Annotated in this window: 22 protein-coding genes and 1 other RNA gene; 8 read left to right on the top strand and 15 right to left on the bottom strand. The window is 42.7% G+C overall.

The features are described from left to right. Nucleotides 1-17: 17 nt before the first annotated feature. The gene (locus FW759_RS04940) at nt 18-1,460 is read right to left on the bottom strand and encodes a S41 family peptidase (RefSeq protein ID WP_446442360.1); all 1,443 of its coding nucleotides are present in this window, start codon (nt 1,458-1,460) and stop codon (nt 18-20) included. Nucleotides 1,461-1,839: 379 nt separating this feature from the next. Then, nucleotides 1,840-3,498: a 2,3-bisphosphoglycerate-independent phosphoglycerate mutase gene (gpmI, locus tag FW759_RS04935; RefSeq protein ID WP_446442359.1), complete on the bottom strand. Its 1,659-nt coding sequence runs from the start codon at nt 3,496-3,498 to the stop codon at nt 1,840-1,842. Between the two features lie 272 nt (nt 3,499-3,770). Here gpmI and ssrS point away from each other — a divergent pair. Then, a non-coding RNA gene (ssrS, locus tag FW759_RS04930) (6S RNA) lies at nt 3,771-3,966 on the top strand. Between the two features lie 140 nt (nt 3,967-4,106). Here ssrS and FW759_RS04925 read toward each other — a convergent pair. After that, nucleotides 4,107-4,727, bottom strand: coding sequence for an FxsA family protein (locus FW759_RS04925; RefSeq protein WP_443567839.1), 621 nt, complete (start codon nt 4,725-4,727; stop codon nt 4,107-4,109). Between the two features lie 153 nt (nt 4,728-4,880). Between FW759_RS04925 and ruvC the strand changes: the two genes are divergently transcribed. Continuing rightward, nucleotides 4,881-5,465 (top strand): crossover junction endodeoxyribonuclease RuvC, encoded by a 585-nt coding sequence (gene ruvC, locus FW759_RS04920; protein WP_062845059.1) that lies wholly within the window; start codon nt 4,881-4,883, stop codon nt 5,463-5,465. 91 nt (nt 5,466-5,556) lie between these two features. Here ruvC and FW759_RS04915 read toward each other — a convergent pair whose 3' ends face one another. From FW759_RS04915 to FW759_RS04895, 5 genes are all read right to left on the bottom strand, one after another. Further along, entirely contained in the window at nt 5,557-6,501 is a 945-nt protein-coding gene (locus FW759_RS04915; RefSeq protein WP_443571387.1) for an META domain-containing protein, read from the bottom strand. Nucleotides 6,502-6,779: 278 nt separating this feature from the next. Next, complete coding sequence (locus FW759_RS04910) at nt 6,780-7,442, bottom strand: glutathione S-transferase family protein (RefSeq protein WP_446442358.1); 663 nt, start codon at nt 7,440-7,442, stop codon at nt 6,780-6,782. A 303-nt stretch (nt 7,443-7,745) separates the two neighbouring features. Beyond that, a complete protein-coding gene (locus FW759_RS04905) occupies nt 7,746-8,384 on the bottom strand; it encodes a peroxiredoxin (RefSeq protein WP_443571385.1) in 639 nt (212 codons plus the stop codon). Between the two features lie 227 nt (nt 8,385-8,611). Then, nucleotides 8,612-9,364, bottom strand: coding sequence for a phospholipase D family protein (locus tag FW759_RS04900; protein WP_443571384.1), 753 nt, complete (start codon nt 9,362-9,364; stop codon nt 8,612-8,614). A 141-nt stretch (nt 9,365-9,505) separates the two neighbouring features. Further along, a complete protein-coding gene (locus FW759_RS04895; RefSeq protein ID WP_443571383.1) occupies nt 9,506-11,245 on the bottom strand; it encodes a glutamine--tRNA ligase/YqeY domain fusion protein in 1,740 nt (579 codons plus the stop codon). Nucleotides 11,246-11,585: 340 nt separating this feature from the next. Between FW759_RS04895 and FW759_RS04890 the strand changes: the two genes are divergently transcribed. Beyond that, nucleotides 11,586-12,101 carry a peptidylprolyl isomerase gene (locus FW759_RS04890; RefSeq protein WP_062845065.1) on the top strand — a complete coding sequence of 172 codons (516 nt, stop codon included), beginning with the start codon at nt 11,586-11,588 and terminating at the stop codon, nt 12,099-12,101. A gap of 106 nt (nt 12,102-12,207) precedes the next feature. Next, entirely contained in the window at nt 12,208-13,065 is an 858-nt protein-coding gene (locus tag FW759_RS04885; protein WP_443571382.1) for a UDP-2,3-diacylglucosamine diphosphatase, read from the top strand. 280 nt (nt 13,066-13,345) lie between these two features. Here the strand turns inward: FW759_RS04885 and orn are convergent, their stop codons facing one another. Further along, on the bottom strand, nt 13,346-13,933 hold the full coding sequence (orn, locus tag FW759_RS04880; RefSeq protein ID WP_446442357.1) for an oligoribonuclease: 588 nt from the start codon (nt 13,931-13,933) through the stop codon (nt 13,346-13,348). A gap of 165 nt (nt 13,934-14,098) precedes the next feature. Here orn and rsgA point away from each other — a divergent pair, with 165 nt between their 5' ends. The 4 genes from rsgA (at nt 14,099) to secB (ending at nt 17,002) form a co-directional block, all read left to right on the top strand. Beyond that, nucleotides 14,099-15,202 carry a ribosome small subunit-dependent GTPase A gene (gene rsgA, locus FW759_RS04875; protein ID WP_446442356.1) on the top strand — a complete coding sequence of 368 codons (1,104 nt, stop codon included), beginning with the start codon at nt 14,099-14,101 and terminating at the stop codon, nt 15,200-15,202. A gap of 142 nt (nt 15,203-15,344) precedes the next feature. Continuing rightward, nucleotides 15,345-15,800 carry a rhodanese-like domain-containing protein gene (locus FW759_RS04870; RefSeq protein ID WP_062845069.1) on the top strand — a complete coding sequence of 152 codons (456 nt, stop codon included), beginning with the start codon at nt 15,345-15,347 and terminating at the stop codon, nt 15,798-15,800. Nucleotides 15,801-16,124: 324 nt separating this feature from the next. Then, complete coding sequence (grxC, locus tag FW759_RS04865; protein ID WP_062845070.1) at nt 16,125-16,388, top strand: glutaredoxin 3; 264 nt, start codon at nt 16,125-16,127, stop codon at nt 16,386-16,388. Nucleotides 16,389-16,555: 167 nt separating this feature from the next. After that, a complete protein-coding gene (secB, locus tag FW759_RS04860) occupies nt 16,556-17,002 on the top strand; it encodes a protein-export chaperone SecB (protein ID WP_062845071.1) in 447 nt (148 codons plus the stop codon). A 198-nt stretch (nt 17,003-17,200) separates the two neighbouring features. On the opposite strand, the gene adk is transcribed toward secB, so the two are convergent. From adk to FW759_RS04830, 6 genes are all read right to left on the bottom strand, one after another. Next, entirely contained in the window at nt 17,201-17,857 is a 657-nt protein-coding gene (adk, locus tag FW759_RS04855; RefSeq protein WP_095570184.1) for an adenylate kinase, read from the bottom strand. Between the two features lie 212 nt (nt 17,858-18,069). Continuing rightward, on the bottom strand, nt 18,070-19,350 hold the full coding sequence (gene ccmI, locus FW759_RS04850) for a c-type cytochrome biogenesis protein CcmI (protein ID WP_062845073.1): 1,281 nt from the start codon (nt 19,348-19,350) through the stop codon (nt 18,070-18,072). After that, nucleotides 19,347-19,907, bottom strand: coding sequence for a cytochrome c-type biogenesis protein (locus FW759_RS04845; protein WP_084387324.1), 561 nt, complete (start codon nt 19,905-19,907; stop codon nt 19,347-19,349). Before FW759_RS04845 ends, ccmI begins: the two co-directional genes overlap by 4 nt. Continuing rightward, nucleotides 19,904-20,563 (bottom strand): DsbE family thiol:disulfide interchange protein, encoded by a 660-nt coding sequence (locus FW759_RS04840; RefSeq protein WP_446442355.1) that lies wholly within the window; start codon nt 20,561-20,563, stop codon nt 19,904-19,906. Before FW759_RS04840 ends, FW759_RS04845 begins: the two co-directional genes overlap by 4 nt. A gap of 1 nt (nt 20,564) precedes the next feature. Next, nucleotides 20,565-22,595: a heme lyase CcmF/NrfE family subunit gene (locus tag FW759_RS04835; RefSeq protein ID WP_062845075.1), complete on the bottom strand. Its 2,031-nt coding sequence runs from the start codon at nt 22,593-22,595 to the stop codon at nt 20,565-20,567. Between the two features lie 208 nt (nt 22,596-22,803). Next, nucleotides 22,804-24,138, bottom strand: a complete 1,335-nt coding sequence (locus FW759_RS04830) for a hypothetical protein (RefSeq protein WP_062845076.1) — start codon at nt 24,136-24,138, stop codon at nt 22,804-22,806. Between the last annotated feature and the right edge of the window lie 498 nt (nt 24,139-24,636).

Genomic DNA, 24,636 nt, shown 5'->3' with positions numbered 1-24,636 from the left:
CATAACGCTGCTATGTTCTACTTAGTCATATTTTCTTCTGCCACAGTGACTTCTGATGCAGGCTTTCGGACAAACCGGATGCCTGTCTCAAGCACACGCGCTTTTAGCAAATCCAGCGCTTGTTGTTCCCAAGTGCTTTCATTGCCTGATAAAGTCACATCTGGTTTGACACCAATCCCATCAATTTTACCACCTGCTGCGGTCATATAGTTGGCGACGGTGAGCTTGACAGCTTGCTCATCATTAAGCGGTACGACTGACTGTACGGAGCCTTTTCCATAGCTGACCTCACCCACAATCGTGGCGCGCTTTTGTGCCTGTAAGCTGCTAGCCAGTACTTCTGCTGCAGATGCTGAATAGCGATTCTGCAACACAACCATTGGTAAGCGCTTGAGTATCGCATCGCCCTTAGTAGACAATACACGGGAGCCATCTTGACGCGCTTGTACTTGTACCACGTCAGTATCTTCCATAAATAAACTGGCGACATTTATCGCGGAGGTCAACACGCCACCTGGATTGTCGCGCATATCGAGCAGAATACCAGTGACAGGAGCATCTAGGTTGATTAAACCTTCCAATAACTTCTCGCGACTGTTGTTCTGAAAGGCAGGTAATTTAATCATCGCAATACCATCGACAAGCTCTGTTTCAATGATTTGAGGATGGCTATGGTTACGCTGCAATGTAGTAGTATGCTTGCGGCGACCAGCTTTTGAGGTGACAATATCAACTTGTGTACCAGCGATTCCAGTTAAAAGCTGCTCAACGTCATTGCTCTCTTTATCTTCATCCAGCTTGAACTCTCCGACTTGATGCAGATAATCACCAACAGCAATCCCCTTCTTATCAGCGGGTGAATCATCGACCACCTCTGTGATGACCCAGTACCCTACTTCTTGCTGGTAATCCACCTTAATGCCAATATCACCTACATCACCTTCTGTAAATGCTCGAAGATTTTCGTAAGCTTCAGCATCTAAAAACTCAGCATGACTGTCAAGCTTTGTAAGCATACCACTCATTGCGTTGTTGAATAGCTCTTCATCATTAACCGCATCAACATACTCACGGCGTACCAAATCTACGACAGCCACAAAGGTTTTGAGTGTCTCTGGAGAAATAGCATTTAAGGAGACTTTGGCAACCTCAGGTGGAATATTCGTATCAATGTCATTTGTGTCATCCATTAACGCCGTCTCATCTGGCACGCTGTCTATTGAATCGTCATAATCGTCTGCAGCATCTAACATATCAGCAATGCTTGATAAATCATCCCCATTGTCTTCGACTGCTATCTCATCAGCGTTTAAACTGATGAGTTGTAAACTTGCCGTAGGGTTATCGCTAGGCTGATTAACAGGCACGGTTGCCGCTTGTGCGCATACAGTAGCCCCTAGTCCAAATACACCTACTGTTAATGCCCGCTTAACAGCAGTAGTCGCTATAGATGTCTTCATCGCAAGTTTACTCAATCGCTTGGACCTAGATGCGCGAATAAAATAGATAGGATGCATAAGAGAACTCGTTTAGATAGTAAAATGTACAGAACAGTTATAAGGTAGAGAACTGCTATTGAGTAAAAACAGTGAGTATTTGCTTGTAAGATAGCATCAAGGGCAGCTCTAAACTAGAGTAGTATTGCAAGTGCTCACAATTCTAATAACCAGTGTCACCTATATTAACCTTGCCAAGTTTACTGGTTATTATGACAGTGCTCACCTTCTTCATAATTTTTAACATCAAAAATATTAAAAATCGAGCAAGGTTTATGAAAAAAGGAAAGGATAATACATACCCTTTCCTTTTTTTACGCTGACTATAGTACATAGAACTGACTTATGAGATTGGCACTAACAGACTTTCACCGGTCATTTCAGCTGGCGTACCCATGTTCATTAATGCCAAAATAGTTGGTGCAATATCACTTAATTTACCACCGCTACGTACTTGTAATTTTTGTTCACCTACATAAATCAGTGGTACATGTTCAGTAGTATGCTGAGTATGCACTTGTCCACTTTCGTAATCTTGCATTTGCTCACAGTTGCCATGATCAGCAGTGATAAGCATATCGCCATCAGCAGCTTGCACTGCTGCTGCCACGCGACCGACACAAACATCTAATGCTTCTACAGCCTGAACCGCTGCATCAAAAACCCCTGTATGTCCTACCATATCACCGTTGGCATAGTTCACAACCAGTACATCGTATTTGCCCGACTCAATAGCAGCGACTAATTTATCCGTCACTTCAGGTGCACTCATCTCAGGCTGTAGATCATATGTTGCCACATCTGGAGAAGGCACCAAAATGCGTGTCTCGCCTTCGTACTCTTCTTCTCGACCGCCACTAAAAAAGAAAGTTACGTGAGCGTACTTTTCAGTTTCAGCGATACGCAATTGAGTTTTACCCTGATCTTGTAGATATTCGCCAAGTGTATTGTTCAAAGACGTTGGATAATAAGCAATGCTCGTTTTTGAATTGTCAGCCAACACATCAGAGTATTTAGTCAACATCACAAACGCTGCAAGCTTGGGCTGCTTTTGACGGGCAAAACCAGAAAATTCATGATCTGGTAATACAAAGGCTTGCGCAAGCTCACGTGCACGATCAGCACGGAAATTCATAAAGATAAGTGCGTCGTTGTCATCGATGGTATAAGGCACCTCATCGCGCCCTATTACCGTGGTCGGACTGATAAACTCGTCCGTTTCACGGGCTTTATAGGCAGCTTGTACCGCACCATCCGCTCTAGTTGCTAGACGATCTGCCTTGCCTTCTGTGAGCAGCTCATACGCTTTTTGTACTCGATCCCAGCGATTGTCACGATCCATCGCGTAATAGCGTCCAATAATAGTCGCAATTTGCACTCGTCCGCCTTCGTAATGTGCATTTAGTTTATCAATATGCGCACGTAAACGATCAACATATTTATCAGCAGATTTTGGTGGCGTATCGCGTCCATCTAAGAAGCAATGAACAAAAACGTTTTTGGCGCCATGTACTAAGGCTGAATGACACATGGCCTCAATGTGATCTTGATGTGAATGCACTCCACCATCCGATAATAATCCCATAATATGTACATTACCGCCAAGCTCATTGGCTGCCTTTACCGCATTCACCAGCGCTTCATTTTTGTAAAAGTCACGATTGGCAACCTCGCTTGATATGCGAGTAGAGTCTTGATAAAGGACACGACCAGCGCCCAGATTCATATGTCCCACTTCTGAATTACCAAACTGACCATCTGGCAATCCCACGTCTTCACCTGACGCGGATATTAACCCATGTGGATATTTTTGATAAATTTTATCCAAATTGGGCATACTGGCAGCGGCAATCGCATTATCTTTATCATCTTCACGATGTCCAAAACCATCTAGTATCATTAAAACGCGTGGCAGTTTTTTGTGTGGCTCGCCATCTTGCCCATTAACAAGCTTGGTTTGATTGTCGTCGATAAACTCTGATTGTTGCTGATTGTTGGTCATGGACTACCGCTCCTCAAGTGAATGAACGCTTACAATACTGTATTGGGAATTGAAAAGTGCTGTATTGGAAATTTGAAAGTTCCTATCTTAACACACATCTCAAAATAGCTGAAAAATCAACCCCTATGTTCACTCAATAAGTAGTCCTATTTCTTGTATTCTTATTGGCTGCAAAATGTAGTAAAACTTACGGTTAACCCTACTCTCTACTGAAGCCACGTATCAATCTGTAAATCAAGCTTGCAATCATTCAGGCCATTGGTTAAGATAATTATATTCTGAAGTGTTGGCTAGTAGATGTTTATTCCCTGAGCCGATAATGCTTTACCAGGATGTGGTACCTATCGCCTCATTGTGTATGCCTGCACTGCTTGCAGTGTATCAGGAAACCTGCCGAGGTGATGACGCATCCGCCCTGAACTTCACGGTTCATGGGTCACCATCTTACGGCGGCACTTCGGTTGTTCTATTCGGTTCGTCATTGATTTGTTTATAAATGCATATTTGTAGAAAATTAATAGCCACCAATCAAAAACCCCTTTCGCTATAAACGAAAGGGGTTTTTTTATGCCAATTTTTTATTTAAAACTTATCAGACCGCTACTATACTATTCATCATTGGCAGACTTTGTGATTTTTTTCACATCTTTGGGTATATTTTTCGCTGTACCGTCGACGGTTGTATTTTGTTTAAACACATCACCAAATGGATTCTGCTGCTGACCAAATGGACTTTGTTTGTTCATACCACTTGCACCGCCAAATGGGTTTTGGCCACCCATATTACCGAATGGATTTTGACCGCCGCCCATCTGCCCCCCCATCTGCTTGGCCATCATCTCCATCATTTTTTGCTGATTGTTCATCACATAGTTATTGGCCACGTCTTTTAGTTTCTTTTGTACTGGTGGTAAGACCACCAATAAGGCAATAAGGTCACTAAGCACACCTGGAATCAGTAACAAAATACCTGCCGCAGCCATGGCCACACTTTTCATCATGGTAGATTCTTGTGGACGCATTGCAGGATTCATCATGCCGCCAGCTTTCATTTGCTGCGCCATTGGATTAAGGGATGCCATGCCTTTACGAATGAGTGAAATACCGATGACTGCAGCGATAATAAACCATATGAAAACCCACCAGCCGCTTATAAATTGTGCAAGTAAATACCACAATAGCATTTCGATAATAAACCAAACGATGGCAATACCAACTATCTGACCCATAAAGTGTCGTCCTATAAAATAAAAACCAATAAATTAAGTGCCATACAAATTAAAATGGCTAACATATGATGTATATGGGGATTGATTGCTATACTATCAAACTTACAGCTTATTTTTAAGCCATAAAACAAAATGTAAGTAAGACGGAAGACTATGGCAATTATTATCGGTATTGATCCCGGTTCACGTATGACAGGTTATGGCATCGTTCAACAAACTGGCGATAAGCTAACCTATATTGATGCAGGTACGATTCGCACAGACACTAAAGAGATGCCCGAGCGCCTTAAGCGCATTTTTAATGGTTTAACGCGTATTACTCAGCATCATCTAAAATATGCGGATGAGCCAATTTATACGGCTATTGAGCAAGTATTTATGGCAGAGAACCCTGACTCTGCGCTTAAGCTTGGTCAGGCACGAGGTGCTGCCATTGCAGCCATGGTAGCCCTAGATTTAGAAGTTTCAGAGTATACGGCGCGCCAAATCAAGCAAGCCGTGTGTGGCTATGGCGCGGCCGCCAAAGAGCAGGTACAAGAGATGGTTTGTCGAATACTGTCTTTAGACGTAGTGCCACAAGCGGATGCCGCAGATGGACTTGCCTGCGCAATCTGTCATGCGCATTCCAGTCATTCGATGAATAAGTTGATACTTAATAGTGCGATGCGTGGACGCGGGGCTTCTAAGAAAAAAGGACGCTGGCGTTTGACTGAAGAAGATCTCGGCAATCTGCGATAAAAGCCTGTCACCATAAAAAAACGCGCTACTAGGCGCGTTTTTTAATTCTAAATATGATAAGTGTAGTAGAGAATAGACTGGCCAAATATTTTTACTCAGCGACTGCACTTTCAATCACAGCGTCCAATACATAAGCATACGCCTCACTTGGTGCCTCTAGACGGTTATCATTTGCCGCAGTATTTGTGTCCGCATCTAAAGCATAACGCTGTATGCGTAGCACTTCGTCATGCTTACCATCCGGCTGATAACCATCAATAACGCCAGCAAATGGCGCCCACTGCCCTTCACTACTCTTAATTCCCTGATTATCATAGGTAATGGGTTTGACTTGCAAACACATCTCAGAAGTACTGTCATTACAAGACGTTTTCTTGGCATTCACGGCCCAAAATACCGTCTCACCTTTACTATTATATTTGGCTTGATCCGTAAGTTGACCTTCCCAAACCAATGTGGTTTCTTCATTCGTGAGCTGAGTCAATACTGCCTGTTCTTCTTGAGAAGCATCATTTTTTGTCACTACTATTTGACTATCGCCTTCCATCAGATCAATCAAGCTATTTTCAGCGGCATTCAGATCAGCACATAGCATTTTAGTACTCATACTGTCATCAACGCTTAAAACCGATCCTTGTAATTGATAATTGGCACTGATCGTATTACAACCGACGCTATAGTTTAAGGTGTTCTGACCTTGATACTGATTGAAAGACAGTCTTACTTCATCTTTAACCGCTGCCAGCTCATTCAGTGGCTGGGACTTATTGCCCATGACAGATATAAGCGTCCATCGATGATCTGATAGAGTAGAGATCATTGCTTGTTCAGCACTTTTATTGTCTGTTATAGGCTCATCAGTCGTTTCATCTGCATCAGACGCCATGACCTCATTATCGACCGCTTTAGCATGTTCTATCTTTTCTTTTTCGTTAGTCGACGTAGAATTTTGACAAGCGCCTAACGCCAAACTTGCTACCAACATACTTGGTAATATTCCCAATTTAAAAGACAGTGTCCTAAAAGATAATGTCATAACAGTCATGCCTTACGATGGCCTTTTTTACAATTTAAACGCTTTATAGTTCAAGAAAGTGTTATATACACCTTTTCGGGGCGAAACAATCTACTCACTATATCGTTAGTGATTTTTGTCATTGTAACAAAATGTTTGATTTTATAAACATATGGTAATGATTCTCTTTACTTTAATTGGCACCACTATCTGTGCAGTCAACTTGAGTAAATCAAGAGTCATTACCATTATGTGAAGATGTGACTTATAAATAATTCCAAATAAGTAAATATTTTGTCTTATTTATTTTCATCTGTGGATTTTGCTTTTGACATGTTTGCAATGCTAAAACGGTCGTTCATTTTCTGATAAAAACGCGCAAGATTTTTACCTTGAGCACTAGGATCCACTTTAAGTAGTTTGCCAAAATCCAACCCAAGGTATAAAACGATATCAGCAAAACTTAGTTGCTCCCCTACTAAGTACTCACGACCTTCTAAAACCGTTTCAAAATAAGCCAACGCTTTGTTTGAACGTGCAATAGAGGGCACAACAAACTCTGGCACTTGTTCAACGCGCTGCGCTTTTGAAGGATGACTGTGTTGAAACGCGAGCATATAGTTATACAAGACTTCAAATTCAGCAATGCGGCGCATTGAGCACACTTGCGCGCGCTGTACTACATCATTGCCCATCACGGAACGCTCACCATAGACGCGGTCAAGGTATTCGCAAACTGCCTGAGAATCATTGAGTATCGTATTATCGTCCAACTTCAACACTGGCACTGTCTGCATAGGATTTATCTTAGTAAACGCCTCTGACATCTGCTCATTATTAGCAAAATCAATGTCCACTACATCGATATCATCCATGTCATCAACATCAATTCCTTTTGATGCCAATAAAATAAGGGCTTTACGTGGATTAGGTGCTGTACGGGTGATGTATAATTTTTTCATGGAAAACTCCTTGTAAAATGGAATAAAAAACTAACTTAGCACGGTTAAATTTTATAGTTTATAGAGAGAATGGATAGTTTCTGATTAGAACCCTAATATTATAAGTATCACATTTACCGCTCAATGCATTCATAGACAAGCTGATAAATGATCAAGTGAGTAAGAGCTACTGTTTAAATAAAATCCACTGCTCTCGTCATCATAGCAAAACCTTACTACCACTTGTTATATGAATAGTAAAAAGCCCCATAACATTACGTTATAGGGCTCTATATCTTCAGTAAATATCCATACATACTTGAATTATTTATTAGGCGCAGGCGTTGTACGTAGATAAGGCTTAATCTCTTTATGGCCTTTCGGATACTTGGCTGCGATGTCTTCGTTTTTTACGCTTGGTGGAATGATCACGTCGTCACCATTTTTCCAATCTACTGGCGTTGCAATATTGTACTCATCAGACAATTGTAGCGCATCAATAACGCGAATGATTTCATCAAAGTTACGACCACAGCTGGCAGGATACGTTAGGGTCAAACGCACCTTTTTGTTTGGATCAATAATAAAGACACTACGCACTGTATGTGTGCTATCCGCATTTGGGTGCATCATGTCGTACAATTCAGCCACTTCTTTGTTAGGATCAGCGATGATTGGGAAGTTCATCTCAGTACCTTGAGTCTCACCGATGTCACTTGCCCATGCCTTATGATCTTCCAGGCTATCGACAGAGATACAAATCGGCTTAACATTGCGCTTTTGGAACTCGCCATTTAGTGCAGCTGCACGACCAAGCTCAGTGGTACATACTGGAGTAAAATCTGCTGGATGTGAGAAGAATACCACCCAGTTGTCACCTGCCCACTCGTGGAAATTGATGTTACCTTCTGTAGTCGCAGCATCAAAATTTGGTGCGGTATCGCCTAAACGTAAATGTGCCATGCTTTATTCCTTAGCTGTGTTGATGAACGCTTGTATCGACACTTCGGCCTCGCGCTCTATTATTATCATTGATGTGCTCAGCTATAAAAATGCAAAGCACATCCGTAAAAACTGACTTTATCTTAACAAACTCATTATGAATGTCTTGTGACGGATTGTAATGCCGTTATTCCCTTTATACCTAAGCAATAACATTGTTAAAAGTTCAATTCCAATCTGTAAAAGCCTTAAACCACCATACCCGAATCCCATAAACAAAACTCACCAAACTTACCCTTTTTGCTCGTACCACCAGCGGCACGTCCAGCGTCCGTTAACACCAACTCACCCTCCTGCGCTTCTAGATAACCAGCTGCAAGCAATTTATCATTCAATTCTTGCGTCTTAAAGCCGAGTTCTTTAGCGAGCTTGGCTGTCGTCAATTTTGAATAGTTAGGCGTGGTTTCGATTGTGGGCGCAGTTGACATCACTGGCGACTGAGACGTCGTGCTTGCTGTCTTAGTGTTAGAGTCAGGCTTGCTTTCAGACTCACTCACTTTTTCTAACGACATTCTGACTTCATCACTGATACGAATAATCCGCTGGGCTTCTTCATAAGTATCGGCATAGAGCTTGGCGTCATCATTGCGATAAATCAGTACGCCCATTTCATTGTTATTGACCTGACTGAATTCATAAAGATTCAAGCTTGTGATGATGCATTCGTTTTCATTCAAATAACATTTAGCATGCAAGTTTCTGCAAAAACTGGTACGGATAAACGTTAGATTTTTTAGCCAGTTTATTTCTTCAGGATGTAAGTCATTTTTGCCATAGACGATGCGAATATCTATTTTCAAACGATTGCGGTCTTCAAGCAACTCTTTGATACGCTCATTCAGCTTAAGGTAAGGACTAATAATAATCAATCTGTCAGACGCATTTTTAATCAATTCTTCTAAATGGTAAGTCGTCCCACTGCTGTTCAAAAACTTTGCCATGCTTATTTCCTCAAAGATTACTGTCAATAATTTTATCATTGTCCACAAAAAAGCCCATTCCTAGCGTACTAGAAACGGGCTGGTTTGCAAACTACTATTGTTCAGTATTTTCTTAAAATATACTCTGAGCCATCTGCTACATTAAGCAGGCTTATAAGTGTCACGTAAGCTTACGATTTGATTAAATACGGGCTTATCACTGGTATGATCCTCGCTATCAGCAATAAAGTATCCTTCACGCTCAAACTGAAAACGCGTACCTGCGTCAGCATTGGCCAATGATGGTTCAACCACTGCTTGTAGCTCAGTCATTGAGTTCGGATTGAGCGCTTGATGCAAATCGCTCACACTGCCTGGGTCTTCCACACTAAATAGTTGCTCGTACATACGTACGGTTGCAGGCACACCTTGGCTCGCTGATACCCAATGAATGACGCCTTTAACTTTACGACCTTCAGGATTGTTACCCAACGTCGCAGGATCAATCATTGCTTTTAACTCAACGATATTGCCATTGTCATCTGTAATATGTTCGGTCACTGCCAATACATAGGTATTACGCAAACGAATTTCTGGTTTCTCTGGTGATAAACGCTTATAACCTGCGGGTGGTTCAATCTCGTAGTCGCCTTGATCAATATATAGCGTTTCGGTGAAAGGAATTTCACGTTCGCCCATATCAACGTTAGGATGATTCGGCTGTGTCAACCAAAGGGTTTGCGCAGCATCATCGAAGCGTGCATTGACGCTCTCGGCTTTTTGCGACTCCCACTCACTGACGGCTTCTGCAAAGTTAGTAATCGTCACTTTTAATGGCTTTAACACCGCCATCCCGCGTGCTGTCGTGGTTTCTAGCGACTGACGAACGCTAAATTCTAACGAGCGGAAATCGACGACACTGTCGGATTTGGTCACACCGACGCGATCACAAAAATCTCGTAGACCTTCTGCCGTATAGCCTCGGCGGCGCATGCCAGCGATGGTCGGCATACGTGGATCATCCCAGCCGCTGACGATGCCTTCGTCGACCAGTTGTTTTAATTTGCGCTTACTGGTCATCGTGTGATCGACATTTAAGCGGCTAAACTCATACTGATGCGGCGCCACGTCAAAGCCAATTTTTGCAATCACCCAATCATAAAAAGGACGATGATCTTCGAACTCTAGTGTACACAATGAATGAGTAATGCCTTCGATGGCATCAGACAGCGGATGAGCAAAATCATACATGGGGTAGATGCACCACTTATCACCCGTTTGATGATGCGATTGATGCATGACACGGTAGATAACAGGGTCACGCAAGTTCATGTTTGGGCTTGCCATATCAATTTTGGCACGCAAAACTGCTTTGCCTTCCGCGTATTTGCCTTCTTTCATGTCGTTAAAGAGTGTTAAATTGTCTGCAACACTGGCATCACGTTGGGGCGAAGGCGTTCCGGCTTCACTAAACGAGCCACGGTTCTCTTTAATCTGCTCAGGTGATTGCAAGTCTACATACGCATCGCCTTGCTCAATCAGCTGCACAGCCCATGCATATAACTGATCAAAATAGCTTGACGCATGATACGCTTCTCCCACCCAGTCAAAACCCAACCACTTAACATCACTTTCAATGTTATCAATATAATCTTGCTTTTCTGCGGTTGGATTGGTGTCATCAAAACGCAAATTACATACACCGCCGAACTCTTCTGCCACGCCGAAGTTCAGACAGATAGATTTTACATGACCAAGATGCAAGTAGCCATTTGGCTCAGGCGGAAAGCGGGTCACGATTTGCTGGTATTTTTGCGCATTGACATCGTCACGAATGATATTACGAATAAAGTCGTTTTTTTGTTCATCTTTTTGTACGGGGTTACTTGAGTGCTCACTCATGGGGTATTGCTCCTAACGCAAATTGTCAATTCATGACACGTGCCATCACGCATCATGGAAAAGTCGAATCAAACTTTTGGCTAAAAAATAAAATGGTAATGAAAATTTGAGCCATAAAAACAGTGGGTTATAAAACCACACTATTTGCTCGCATGATTAAAAATGGTCGGAAATGTATAAAGTTGCGTTATTCTATCAGCTTTTGCAAAGGCATTAACAGCCTGATACATGACACAGGATAAAAAAGCCGTTAGACTACCCATGACTTTTTATCAACCAACTTTTTAACCACCACTTGACAGTGCCATTTAAGGTACTGCAATTAAAAAAGGAATATCTCATGGTAGACATGCCACCAGTAGTAGAACTTGACACCAATATGGGTGCAATCGTTATCGAACTCAATGAAGAAAAAGCGCCAAAGACGGTAGAAAACTTTTTAAACTATGTAAAATCAGGTCAATATGACGGTACGATTTTCCATCGCATCATTGATGGCTTCATGATTCAAGGCGGCGGAATGGACGCTGAAATGAATGAAAAGCCAACCAATGCGCCTATCGAAAACGAAGCGGACAATGGCCTAAAGAACGATAAAGGCACTATCGCAATGGCACGTACGCAAGATCCGCATTCAGCCACTAGCCAGTTCTTTATCAACGTAAAAGACAATGACTTCCTAAACCATTCTGGCAAAAATATGCAAGGTTGGGGCTATACTGTATTTGGTAAAGTCACAAGCGGTATGGATGTGATTGAAAAGATGAGAAGCGTACCAACGGGTCGTTTTGGCATGCATGCTGATGTGCCAAAAGAGCCAGTCGTTATTAACTCAGCGACTATCGTTACTCAGTAATAGTTATTTAGTAGCAGCGGCTTAGCCACTGTGAATTCATGAGTATTACTCAATAAAGCTTGTTGGGTAATACTCGTTATTCGATAAGTTATAAGGACCCAGATAAATGCAAAGTTTTAATCATTTAATCACGACCCGACCTCATGAGGTACGGCAAGTTTTGATTAGCGACCTGCATTTATCGTTAGATGAGCCTGCCTTAGTGCAGGCTTTTTTGGCGCTGCTTGATGACTGCCTTGCTCTACCCGCGCTCAAACGCTTATTCATTTTAGGTGATTGGTTTGAGGTATGGCTGGGTGATGATGTGTATCTGTCCCTATTAAAAGAGAAAAGGTCAGATGAGGCACGTCAAGGGCATTGGTTGACGCCCCTTATCATTAAGTTAAAACAATTGCGCATACAGGGCTGTGAGATACTGGTTATGCATGGCAATCGTGATTTTCTATTGGGTCGAGGGTTTTGTCATTTATTCGGTGGTGAGTTGATTGAAGAGCCTTATAACTTAACAGTCGGACAGCAAAACTATCGCTTAGAACATGGCGATGCCTTGTGCACTGATGATAAAAAGTATCAGCTGTTTCGCCGAGTCATGCGTCATCGTATGACACAGTGGTATTTGCTCAATAAACCCTTAGAAAAACGCTTGACCATCGCGGATAAAATGCGTAAAAACAGTCAGCAAAATAATGCCAATAAAGCGGCTTATATTATGGATGTTAATGATGATGCAGTCGCTACCGTCATGACAAATAATGATGCCTTACTACACGGGCACACCCACAGACCCGCTATTCACCCAATCGCTAATGGTAAAAAACGGTATGTACTTGGTGATTGGCGTCTGTTCGATAAAGATAAACGTCAATCAACAGTCAGTGCCGTGATTGGGGTCATTACTTCGCCACAAAACTCAAACGATGACGCTCAATTTGATCTAATAGAATTTAATTTTAAAATCTTTTAGTAGCGTGCGTTCACTTCAAAACGATTTGCTCTAACACAATTTACTCTAAAATAAAGAGGGTCTGTCGTTTATGCAACAGACCCTCTTTTGATGACTGCTTCTTTCCATTTTTTTAGCCGATAGGCCGATAGCTAGTTTATTTTAGAAGCGATACATTGGGATTGAGAGTGTGACTGGAATAAATTTTTTGCAGCCTCTGTCAGCAACGCCACAGCAAGCAAAAAAAATTTGTACCAGTCATACGTTACTATCTCTGCAAATGGTTTTTTTCTTATTAGTCTTAAGGCATCAATTTAAAGAAATGCTGACGGTAGTGTTTTAGCTCACGAATAGAGTCACGGATATCATCCAATGCCAAATGGCTGCCACCTTTCTCAAAACTTCTCAAAATATCAGGACGCCAGCGGAAACAAAGCTCTTTGATGGAAGACACATCAAGATTGCGATAGTGAAAGAACTTCTCAAGCTCTGGCATTTGACGCGCCATAAAGCGGCGATCTTGACAGATAGAGTTACCACACATGGGCGATTTACCACTATCGACCCATTTGTTTAAAAACTTAAGCGTTTCAGTTTCTGCTTCTGCTAGCGTCACGGTACTACGGCGTACACGATCGACCAATCCTGACTGACCATGCTGCTTGGTATTCCAATCATCCATCTTATTTAAGACTTGATCCGATACCTTAATCGCAAAAACAGGGCCTTCAGCAAGGACATTCAAATCCTCATCAGTAACAACGGTAGCAATCTCGATAATCTCATCGTTTAAGGTATCGAGTCCGGTCATCTCTAGGTCAATCCATACCAACCCTTTTTTGCCTTGATTTTTGATTTTAATCTTATTGGGATGGTCGCCGGTGGTCATAAAATATCCTATGTTCAATGAAGTTTGAGACAAAATTACTGAGCGCCTGTGGGTTTAGAATAAGTAAAACATTACAAAACCACTGTCTGTCATAGGCGCTTTAGGCTGTATGTTAGCAAATTTTCACGCTACACTTAGCAATATTTTTTTAATAGGTCAAAACCCATGGCATTAATCCGGCAACGCAAACTCACCAAGCAACAGATTCGTCGTATTGACAAGCAACAGCTGGCAAGTCAAGATAGCATCGATGACAGTTTGATGGATGGTGTAGTCATGGCGCATTATGGCAAGCAGCTAGAAGTCCAAGTGACCAGCTTGCCAGCCGTGATACCCGTGCAGCCGGAGATTGCGCCTGATGATCCAGAGCCGTTCTGGCAGACTCTTGAATTGGGCGATATCTGGCGCTGTCATGTGCGCACCAACTTGCCTATGCTTGCGGCAGGCGATCATGTGCGCTGGAGCGCGGATTCTAATACGGGCTTTGGACGTATTGAAGCGGTTAAGCCACGCACCTCTCTTGTCTCGCGCCCAGATCGTTATCATAAGCTCAAGCCGGTTGCTGCCAATGTTGACATCCTTGCTATCGTGTTCGCGCCCCTGCCAGCTGCTGCTCCTACGCTCATAGATCGCTACTTGGTTGTTTGCCATCATGCGGGCGTCAAGCCATTATTGGTCTTAAACAAAGCCGATCTATTGGCACAAGAAAATGGCGTCGATACCAATAAGCTGCTGGCGCAATATGCCGCCCTCGGGTACGAAAATGTGCTGACCTCTGTTGATTGCCCTGAAAACATTGCGGATAGTGATGAGCAAAAAGGCCTTGATGAATTAAAGCGCTACATAGACAAAAAGCTGGTTATCTTTGCTGGCCAATCGGGCGTTGGTAAGAGCAGTTTGATCAATGCGCTATTGCCTGACTCAGGTCAAAGCGTCAATGTCATCTCTGAAAACTCTCAACTTGGACAACATACGACGACGACTAGCCGCTTGCTACCATTCAATCCAGACGATTTAACCCAAGGCGGTATCGTTGATACGCCCGGTATTCGTGAATATGGTATTTGGCATTTGACCCCTGATGACATCATTTCAGGCTTCGTTGAGCTTGCGCCACTGGCTGGCGATTGCCAATTCCGTGACTGTCGCCATACCCATAACAGTAAAGGCTGCGCCCTTTGGCAAGCAGTGGCTGATGGTACAGTCTTGCAACGCCGCGTTGAAAACTTGGTTACGCTCAGAGAAGAAGCGGATACCAAACCTTACTAAGCATTGCTTTATTAAGGGTTAAACGCAAGGGTGGTCATCACACGTTTACTATAGACGACCTTATCGGTATAATAGCGCCTTGTTCAATTCGTTAGGCTGTCTTCTCAGCTTAATAGAACACTTATTTTTTTGGAGGTATGGTTTGGATCGTGCGCTGGAATTTGTGGGCAACCACCCGTTTTTATTTGGTATATTAGCCGTGCTTGCTATACTGTTTTTTGCCATTGAGAACAAACGTAGCGGCAGAAAAATATCGCCCAACACTCTTGGTATGATGGTTAACTCTCAAAACGCGCAGATCATTGATATTCGCGACAAAAAGAAGTTTGCCACAGGATATATTCAAGGCAGTCGCAACATACCTTTTTCTGAGCTAAAAGATCGTGTCAGTGAGATTCGCGCAATTGAGCAGCCTGTGATTATTATTTGTGATATGGGTGTGCAAGCAGGCGCTGCGATTCAGATGATTGGTAAAGAAAATGTTTACCGCTTAGACGGTGGCGTTGGTGGCTGGCAAGGTGCTGGTATGCCATTGGTTGGTCCAAAGGATGTATCGTCTAAAAATAAAGGCAAAGCCAAACCAAGTTTGCATAAATGATTAGACAAAGCACCGAATACGTACTTTTTGATGGTTTATTAACTGGTAGTTATTTGTCTAGCGGCTATTTGAGAGTTGATCGTTAATGAGTTAATTAATAGGCGCGTAAAAAAGACACCTTACTAAGAGGTGTCTTTTTTTATGTGGCATTTATGCTACTGTTCAACCTTTTACATACGCTTAACTTGAATTTATAAGGCTTATCCCCACTTTAATACTGAGTATCAACAAACCTAACTGACGGTAACGGCTTATAATAATTTTTATCCAATGATTGTTTATAACAACAGGGTTACCTCATAAACTTATAAATAAGGATTTATCATGACTGTATCTGTTAAAGTCTATACGACCCCTATCTGCCCATACTGCTCAAACGCTAAGCAATTGCTACAATCTAAAGGTGTTAACTACGAAGAGATTGGTATGCACGACATGAGCAGTGAAGAGCGCCAAGCTTTGATGAAAAAAACCAATAACTATCGTACGGTTCCTCAAATCTTTGTTGGTGAGACTTTTGTTGGTGGCTTTGATGAGCTGAATCAAATGAACCAGCAAGGCAAGCTTGACGAACTACTAGCGGGTTAATTGATCATTCTTCTTGACTGTCTGTCTTCATCTAGGTAAAGATGGACAGATTATGAATAGAAGGCAATGCTAAAAAATGTCGAGATACACTCTCGATTTATATTACAATGTTATTTTATAAAACGACCGTTTGATCCATTATTTGATTTAACTTTAGAGGAATTATCATGGCTGACGCACAACCACAATTGGCATTAGAACGCATTTACGTAAAAGATATGTCACTTGAAGTACCAGGCGCTGAAGTATTCACCAAAGAGTGGAACCCAGAGCTTGATATCAACCTTTCAAGCAATGCTGAAAAACTTGATGACGATCATTATCAAATCATTTTGACAGTAAGCGTTACGGCTAAAAATGCTGATGAAGCTGCATTTATTGCCGAAGTCCATCAAGCAGGGATTTTCTTATTAAAAGATATTCCTGAAGATCAAATTGGTCAAATTTTGGGTGCATACTGCCCTAACGTTTTATTCCCATATGCTCGTGAAGTCATCAGTGATATCGTGACACGTGGTAGTTTCCCGCAACTATTGCTTGCACCAGTAAACTTCGATCAAGCATACGCACAAAGCCAACAGCAAGCTCAAGTAGATGCTGAAGGCAATGCTTAATTATTGATGTGAGAATGTATTGACTGTAGCAGTGATACATTTGACAAAAAGCCGCCTACCTATTTGGGTAGGCGGCTTTTTTTTAGTTATGTTTTGACATTAAATTTGAAAAAAACTGTCAATGAGCTTTCAATAAAAAAACCCCGACTGTATAAAGTCGAGGTCTCATTTTTATGACAGCTGGTATATCGTAGGATATTAGCCTTTTAATGCAGACAAAATCTGCTGCTTAACGTCATCAATACCTTGTGTACCATCAAACTTATTGTATTTAGGCGCGTCATCGCCCTCTTCAGCTTTTTCTTGATAAAAACCAACCAAGGCTGACGTTTGCTCATGATAAGTAGCCAAGCGATCACGAATCGTCGACTCTTTATCGTCTTCACGCTGAATCAAGGCTTCACCAGTCACATCGTCAATTCCTTCTTGCTTAGGTGGATTGTGATGAATATGATAAACACGACCTGAATTTGGATGCTGGCGACGACCAGACAAACGGTTCACAATCTCATCATCAGGAACACTGATTTCAACCACATGGTTAATCGCGACATCTGCATCTGCAAGCGCTTGGGCTTGCGGAATAGTACGCGGGAAACCATCAAAGATACAACCGTTGACACAGTCAGGCTTAGCGATACGTTCTTTCACTAGGTTAATAATAAGGTCATCAGAAACCAAACCGCCAGCATTCATGATATCTTTGGCTTGTTTGCCAAGCTCACTGCCTTCTTTGATCGCTGCACGCAGCATATCGCCAGTTGAGATTTGTGGGATATCAAATTCTTTAGAAATAAACTGGGCTTGAGTGCCTTTACCAGCGCCTGGTGGACCTAGCAAAATAATACGCATCATTATGCGACTCTCCTTAATAGATAGGATTTTGGGATTGATAAAACTTTGGGATTGGTTGATTGCAGAACCACCTTACCTTGTGACTCTACAAACCTCAAGTATTTTCACGATTGCTGTGATAAGTTGCTATGACTTATCTGTTCATATAACGTTGTTGCACGCTCGTTTAACGTGCAACAAGGCATTCGCAATGTGCATTAACAGCAGACATCTTATGGTATTTGCTGATTAATTTCCACATTGACTTGGTCTTGATCAGCACTAATCACAACCGGGTTACCCGATAGATCTCCTGATTCTGCGCTTGCTGTACCACTATGACTAATACGAGCGATAACGGCTAGCTGCACTTTATCAGATCTGGCAGATTGCAAGGTACGTTCTGGCATCATGGCATCAAGATCACTTAAGCTAATAACTGCTTCACCTTGTTTGATCACACTGATAGGTAGACGCTTAGCAGCAAATGGTGGCCCACCTTTTACATCACGTATCGCAACAAACAATACATCATCACCTTTTACCAGTGGCAGCAAGCTTGCATTAACTCTCACTGTCACCTCAACACCTTCAGAGGCTTGCTGTTGCTGCGCGCTCACGTTGGCGCTTAATTCATCTAAACTTTGTAGCGCTTGAGAATGGTCGCCTGGTTTGGCTGCAATATTACCACGCAGACGCTTAATCCAGCCTTGTGCTTGCTCAAAGTTATTACTACGTGCCTCTCCCATTGCCATTAGCATTTGTGCCCCTTCATGGTCTGGGTTTTTAGCCAATACATCTTGCAGCACGCGGCGGCTACTATCGTCTAATTGGCCTTTATTGGCAAAGAAGCTGATCTGAGCATAAGTAGTGGCAATCTCTTCATTGTCTGGCGATAAACGATACGCGCGCGATAAAGACTCTATCGCTGAATCAGTTGCTTCTAATGACAGAAATAGCTCTGACAAGCGCATCCAGCGATTGGGGTCATCAGCATGGCGATAGACATTGGTCTGCATGGCACTGATCAATTGTGTGCCATCTTCAATTGCCCAAGCTGGTGGCTGATCAATTTTACCCGTCAATAAATCATCGGCAACTTGACCAACTTTGTCCTCGCTTGCCCAAAGTTCAAATACGGGCGTACGATCGCTGACCATTAGATAGGCCATAGCTGTCAATACGGGCACCCAAACTATGATAATTAACCGGCTTTTTATACCAGGTGCCACCATGGGCGTGACTTCACGCTGAGCGTCCAAAAGCTGGCGCTCAAGCTCGAGTTTTTGGTTTTGATAGTGGTTGTCATCAATGACACCACTGTCTTTATCTGTTTTGAGTTCTGCAAGACGCTCGCGAAACACAGCAACATTGATATCTAATAATTGATTGTCCACAGGATTTTGTTGCGCACGTGAGGCTCTTAGCCACGGTATAATGGCAATTACCGCAAATACTAGAGCGATAAGTAAGCTTAAAGCAATGAATAAGCCGACAGTAGAGAATAGGGTCATTTTTTGTCCTCAAGGCTTGTGGTATCGTGATCATCTTCTTTACCACTATCAGTACGTGATAAGAGGCGGTCAAGTTGAGCTCTTTCGGCAACAGACAGAGCAGCAGCGGTACTTTCTACCTTTACTCCGTTCTCTCCACTGGCAACAAGCTGACGCCGTTTGCTTTGCCAAAACCATCCTATCAACAAAACGATGAGCAACAATGGTGGGAAAAACCACAAGACCCATGTTGATGGGCGTACAGGTGGCTTATAGCTGATAAAATCACCATAACGCTCCTGCATATAAGAACGAATTTCACCATCACTACGACCATCTTTTACCATATCGTAGGTCTTTTGCTTTAAGTCTTGGGCAATTGGTGCATCAGAACCTGCAAGGTTTTGATTTTGGCATTTTGGGCAGCGCAGCTCTTCGATAAGACCACGATACTGAGCCTCTTGTTGTTCAGAGTCAAAATCGTAGACATCAATTGCAGCATAAGTTGTGGCACTCAGCAGGCACGCTATAATTAAGCTTGCCAGCTGTAAGATAATAGGCTTCACATTGGCTTTCACTTACACACCTCCCCAATCTGCTTCGTATCTGGGCTGACGTTATTATTATTGGCATCATTGAGTATCATCAGGCAAGGCGCGATTCGACTTTGCCAGTTGCTCTCATTAATCTCACCAATAATATGTTGACGAATAATCCCTTCACCATCGACAACGAACGTTTCAGGTGCACCTGTCAAGCCTAAATCTAAGGCAAACTGCCCTGATAAATCCTGAATCGACATTGAAAACGGATCCCCACCTCGGTTTAGATATCCCAAGGCATCACCAATCTCATCTTTATAGTTGATGCCCACCAGGTTGACACCACGTTCTTCTAGCTGCATCAAAAAAGGATGTTCAATCACACAAGTGGGACACCAAGAGCCCCATATATTCATCAAGAAAGGTTTGTCAGGCAAGTTCTCATTGGTCATGATACGGCTGGTATCGGATAATAAAGGAAGCTCAAACGCTGGTACTGGACGCTCAAGCGCCGTATTGGTCACAATATCAGTCGGTTGTCCTAGCCGCATATATAACATGACAATCAAACCAATGAAGACGATCAATGGAATCAAAAACCACAATCTAAGCTGCTTTTTATTCATGGTTTTAGGGTTATTTACCTCATGGTGCCCAGCTTTTTGATCAGAAGAATTGTTTGACGTGCTCATCTTAATTGCCTCCCATCTTTGTCACGGGTATTTCAGACTCAGTGACGGGACGAGCGCCAGACTTTTCAGGCATGATTTGCATCGGTGTCTTGGTTTTCTTAATACGATAACGATTGTCAATAATACTTAGCAAGGCACCGAACGCCATAATCAGCGCACCCAGCCATATCCAACGAATCAGCGGTTTGACGTAAATACGGAACGCCCATTCATTGCTGTTTTCGGCGATAGGCTCACCAAGCGCCACATATACATCACGCAAAAGAGTGGCGTCAATCGCAGCTTCTGTCATCGGCATCATACTGATAATAAAGTTACGTTTTTCAGGATATAAGGTAGTCACCTCTTGACCATCTTTGCTAATGGCCACCTCCGCTTGTGTGGCATCAAAGTTACTGCCTTTGACTTCACGGAAACCTTTTACGACAAAATCATAGCCCTGAACATGGACACTATCATTTGGTGCCAATGCCACATCACGCTCAATGCTCAACGTAGTTGTAAAGGCCACACCAATAACAGCAATAATCACACCGATATGCGCTATCTGTTGACCCCAATAGCTCAGACGTAGTTGACGCAAACCTGTCAAACGACTGGATGCATTTTTGGTCTTGTCTTTAAGATCGACGACCATCCATAGCAGTACCCAAAAACTGATCGCTAAGGTCACGCCAATATTGAGCATCTCTGATGGACTGACAAAATAGGCAATAATCGCTGCTAATACTAGACTGCTTACTGCGATGATCATGCCAGCACCCAAAAGCGGGCGACTGTCTTTTTTCCAGCGAATATTAGACCCCATGCCCATCGCTATCAATAGCAACCAAGTAAGAGGCACAAATAGTGCATTAAAGTAAGGAGGACCAACTGATACCTGACCCAAATTAAAAGAGTCAGCGATAATGGGATATAGCGTACCAAGTAAAACAACCAAGGTCGCAATCAGAAGAATGACATTATTAATGACTAAAAATGACTCACGTGAAATCAGCTGATATTGACTTTCAACCGTCAAACGCCAGCCACGTATGGCAAACATCAATAGGCCGCCCCCGATGATCACACCAAGGATCACTAAGATGACAAGACCACGCGTTGGGTCAGCAGCGAATGAGTGTACGGAGGTAATGACTCCTGAGCGTACTAAGAAAGTACCAAGCAAACTCAGTGCAAAAGCAAAAATCGCTAGCATGATTGTCCATGCTTTAAATACACCACGCTTTTCAGTGACTGCCAGCGAATGTAGCAACGCCGTACCTGCCAGCCATGGCATCAAAGAAGCATTTTCTACTGGATCCCAGAACCACCAACCGCCCCAGCCAAGCTCATAATAAGCCCACCACGAACCAAGCGCGATACCAACGGTCAAAAAGCCCCAAGCAGCCAATGCCCATGGACGCGACCAGCGAGTCCAGACTGCATCCAAACGCCCTTCCCATAATGCCGCCATACAAAAAGCAAATGGCACAACTAAGCCCACATAACCCATATAAAGCATGGGCGGATGAATGATTAAACCGAAATCTTGCAATACAGGGTTTAAGTCTGCGCCATCGACAGGCAAATTGGGCAATGTGCGCTCAAATGGCGAAGACGTAAAAATAAGCATCGCAAGCATCATTGCCTGCACGCCAGCTAAAATAACCAATACTCGTGCACGCATGGATAACGGTAGACCACGGCTAAAATAAGACACCAAGGCGCACCAAGTCGCCATAATGGTCATCCAAAGCAGTAGGGAGCCTTCATGCCCACCCCAAGTCGCTGATAATTTGTAGTACCAAGGCAATAAGGTATTAGAATGTTGAGTGACATAGACTAAGCTAAAGTCATTATAATAAAAGCCTGCCATCAGCGCAGCAAACGAAGTAATCATGGCAGCAAATTGTGCCCATGCAAGACTTGGCGCAAGACGTTGCCAAGCAACGTGATCACGCATGACACCAATAGTCGGTAACACCACCTGCAAAATCGCCAACATAAAGGCGGCTAGCAAGGCAAAATAACCCAATTCTGTGATTAACATACGGTCTAACCCTGTTTACCTTAGTACGATCATTGTTTATTTTAGGGATTGGTAATTTGGAGTAGTAAAACTGTCCGATATTCGCTATTGCTGTTGACGATGGCCACAGCAATATCAGAGACTTACAGCAGGGTACATTAGCGTTAACTTGTCACGTTTTTGTATCCACTCTGTATTTGATGTGTGTAAAAAATAAAAAACTTATTGATTATTGCATGGATGGAAAAAACACCAAGACAAGATGCAGCCAACCCGCCAAGAATCCTGTTAAGCCCCCTAAAATAATTAGAGTCATCTCATCTTCTCGGAATGCGGGACGCAATAAGTTTTGAAACTCATTGGGCGTCAATGCACGTATTCGATCACGGAACAGACCAAATATCTTACTGGCACGGCTTTCGTTCAGTTCAGGATCACGCAGCGGTACCATGGTTGCAATAATAGATTTATCAATAATGGTATTTTTTAATTGACCATATTCTCGGCGACCCAGCCCCACACGCAATGTAGTACTAATGACTGGCGACTCTAGTACCTTATAGAGATGCGATTTCATCAAATCTCGCGTCTGTGCAGCACGTTCACCATACATCATCTCATTCATGATATTTTCAAGTGTGACCAAATCCTTGACGACGATCTCAGCAAAAACCTCAGATACTTCTTCTTGTCGCTTCATAAAACCGCCTTGTAGGCGATACTGTGCGATATGCGGTATCTGTGGCTTAATAAATGGGAAATGGCGTTGGACAGTAAAAAGCTTTAAATAAGGAATAAAACGCGGTTCGACTGGATTAAACACCATCCAAATAGCGATCCAATTGGTCAAAAAGCCCCAAATCGCAGCAAAAAACGGTACCGTCCAATGCTGTGGCACCAGCAAAAAGATAAACATCTGAATAATACCGAAAACCAAACCAATCAAAGCACTGATATGCCAAATAAAATTGATCTCTTTTTGACCCACTTTTAAAAACATATTCACCATCAAACGACGATCACTCTCCATCGTATTGACAATCATCTTACGCATATCAACCAAATCTTCGACATGATAAGTCAGGTCGGTCACCAAGGACTGCATAATATTGGGCAATTCTTGATGCGCTTGAGCGTAGACACGACGCTTTAGAGCGTAAGGCAGATTGCCCCACAAGGCTGGTGAATGATCCAGCATGATCTCATCAATCAATACCTCAAGATTTTCATCAACCGTATTGGTAATGAATACCGCCATTTGCTCAGGCTCCATTGCCTGAAAAAACTCATCAAGCGACCCAAGCTTCGATAGCGTCTGATCAACGATGACGCCCGATATTTTACCAGCCTTACGTGGGACGATACCTTGCCAGCCAATACCAGGTAAACCAAAAAACGGGAAATTTGGAATACGGATACCCCAAAACTTGATGGGATAGAACAGCATTTTAAGCGCCATCCATACATGTATCCAAGTAACAAATGCCGTCACTGGTGGGATGGTTAACATGGCAAAAAACTCTGGGTGCTCAGCTATCGTCTGCCACAATGAAGTTGCATCCATGACTTATCTTGCCTCTGGTTGATTATCATTGCTAATAAACTATCTTTAGCAAATTAGAACGTATTAAGAAATACGCTCCGCCCATAATGGTGTCTATAAGATAAAAAAATGACTATAAATAAATCGCCTGATTTTAGCATACTTGCTACCTATTAGCACAGGTAGACCCTAGCCAAGTTGTGACTAGAGATGACAAGTTTTACCGCTTAACTGTATTGATAAAGCTTTCAACTGGCCTATCCCTGCTGAAACCATTGACAGTGACAAAATAAGTGGTCAAATACTGCGTCCTGTTATTTGTTCTGCTATAATCCGCGGGTAAATGCCAATACCTATTTCTCTACTTTTCTGCCTCTTAATTAATGCATCATAATTGCAAACAAGATCAGTCTATGTGATTGAAATCCTTCGCATTATCCTTTATGCTCACCGCACCTTGGTTCATAAACCCGCTCATGTATCTCTTTTATTGACTCACCGACTGTTTGGGCTTTTACT

This window comes from Psychrobacter sp. 1176_08 (genome assembly GCF_052850615.1).
This window is presented reverse-complemented; position numbering and strand designations above follow the sequence as displayed.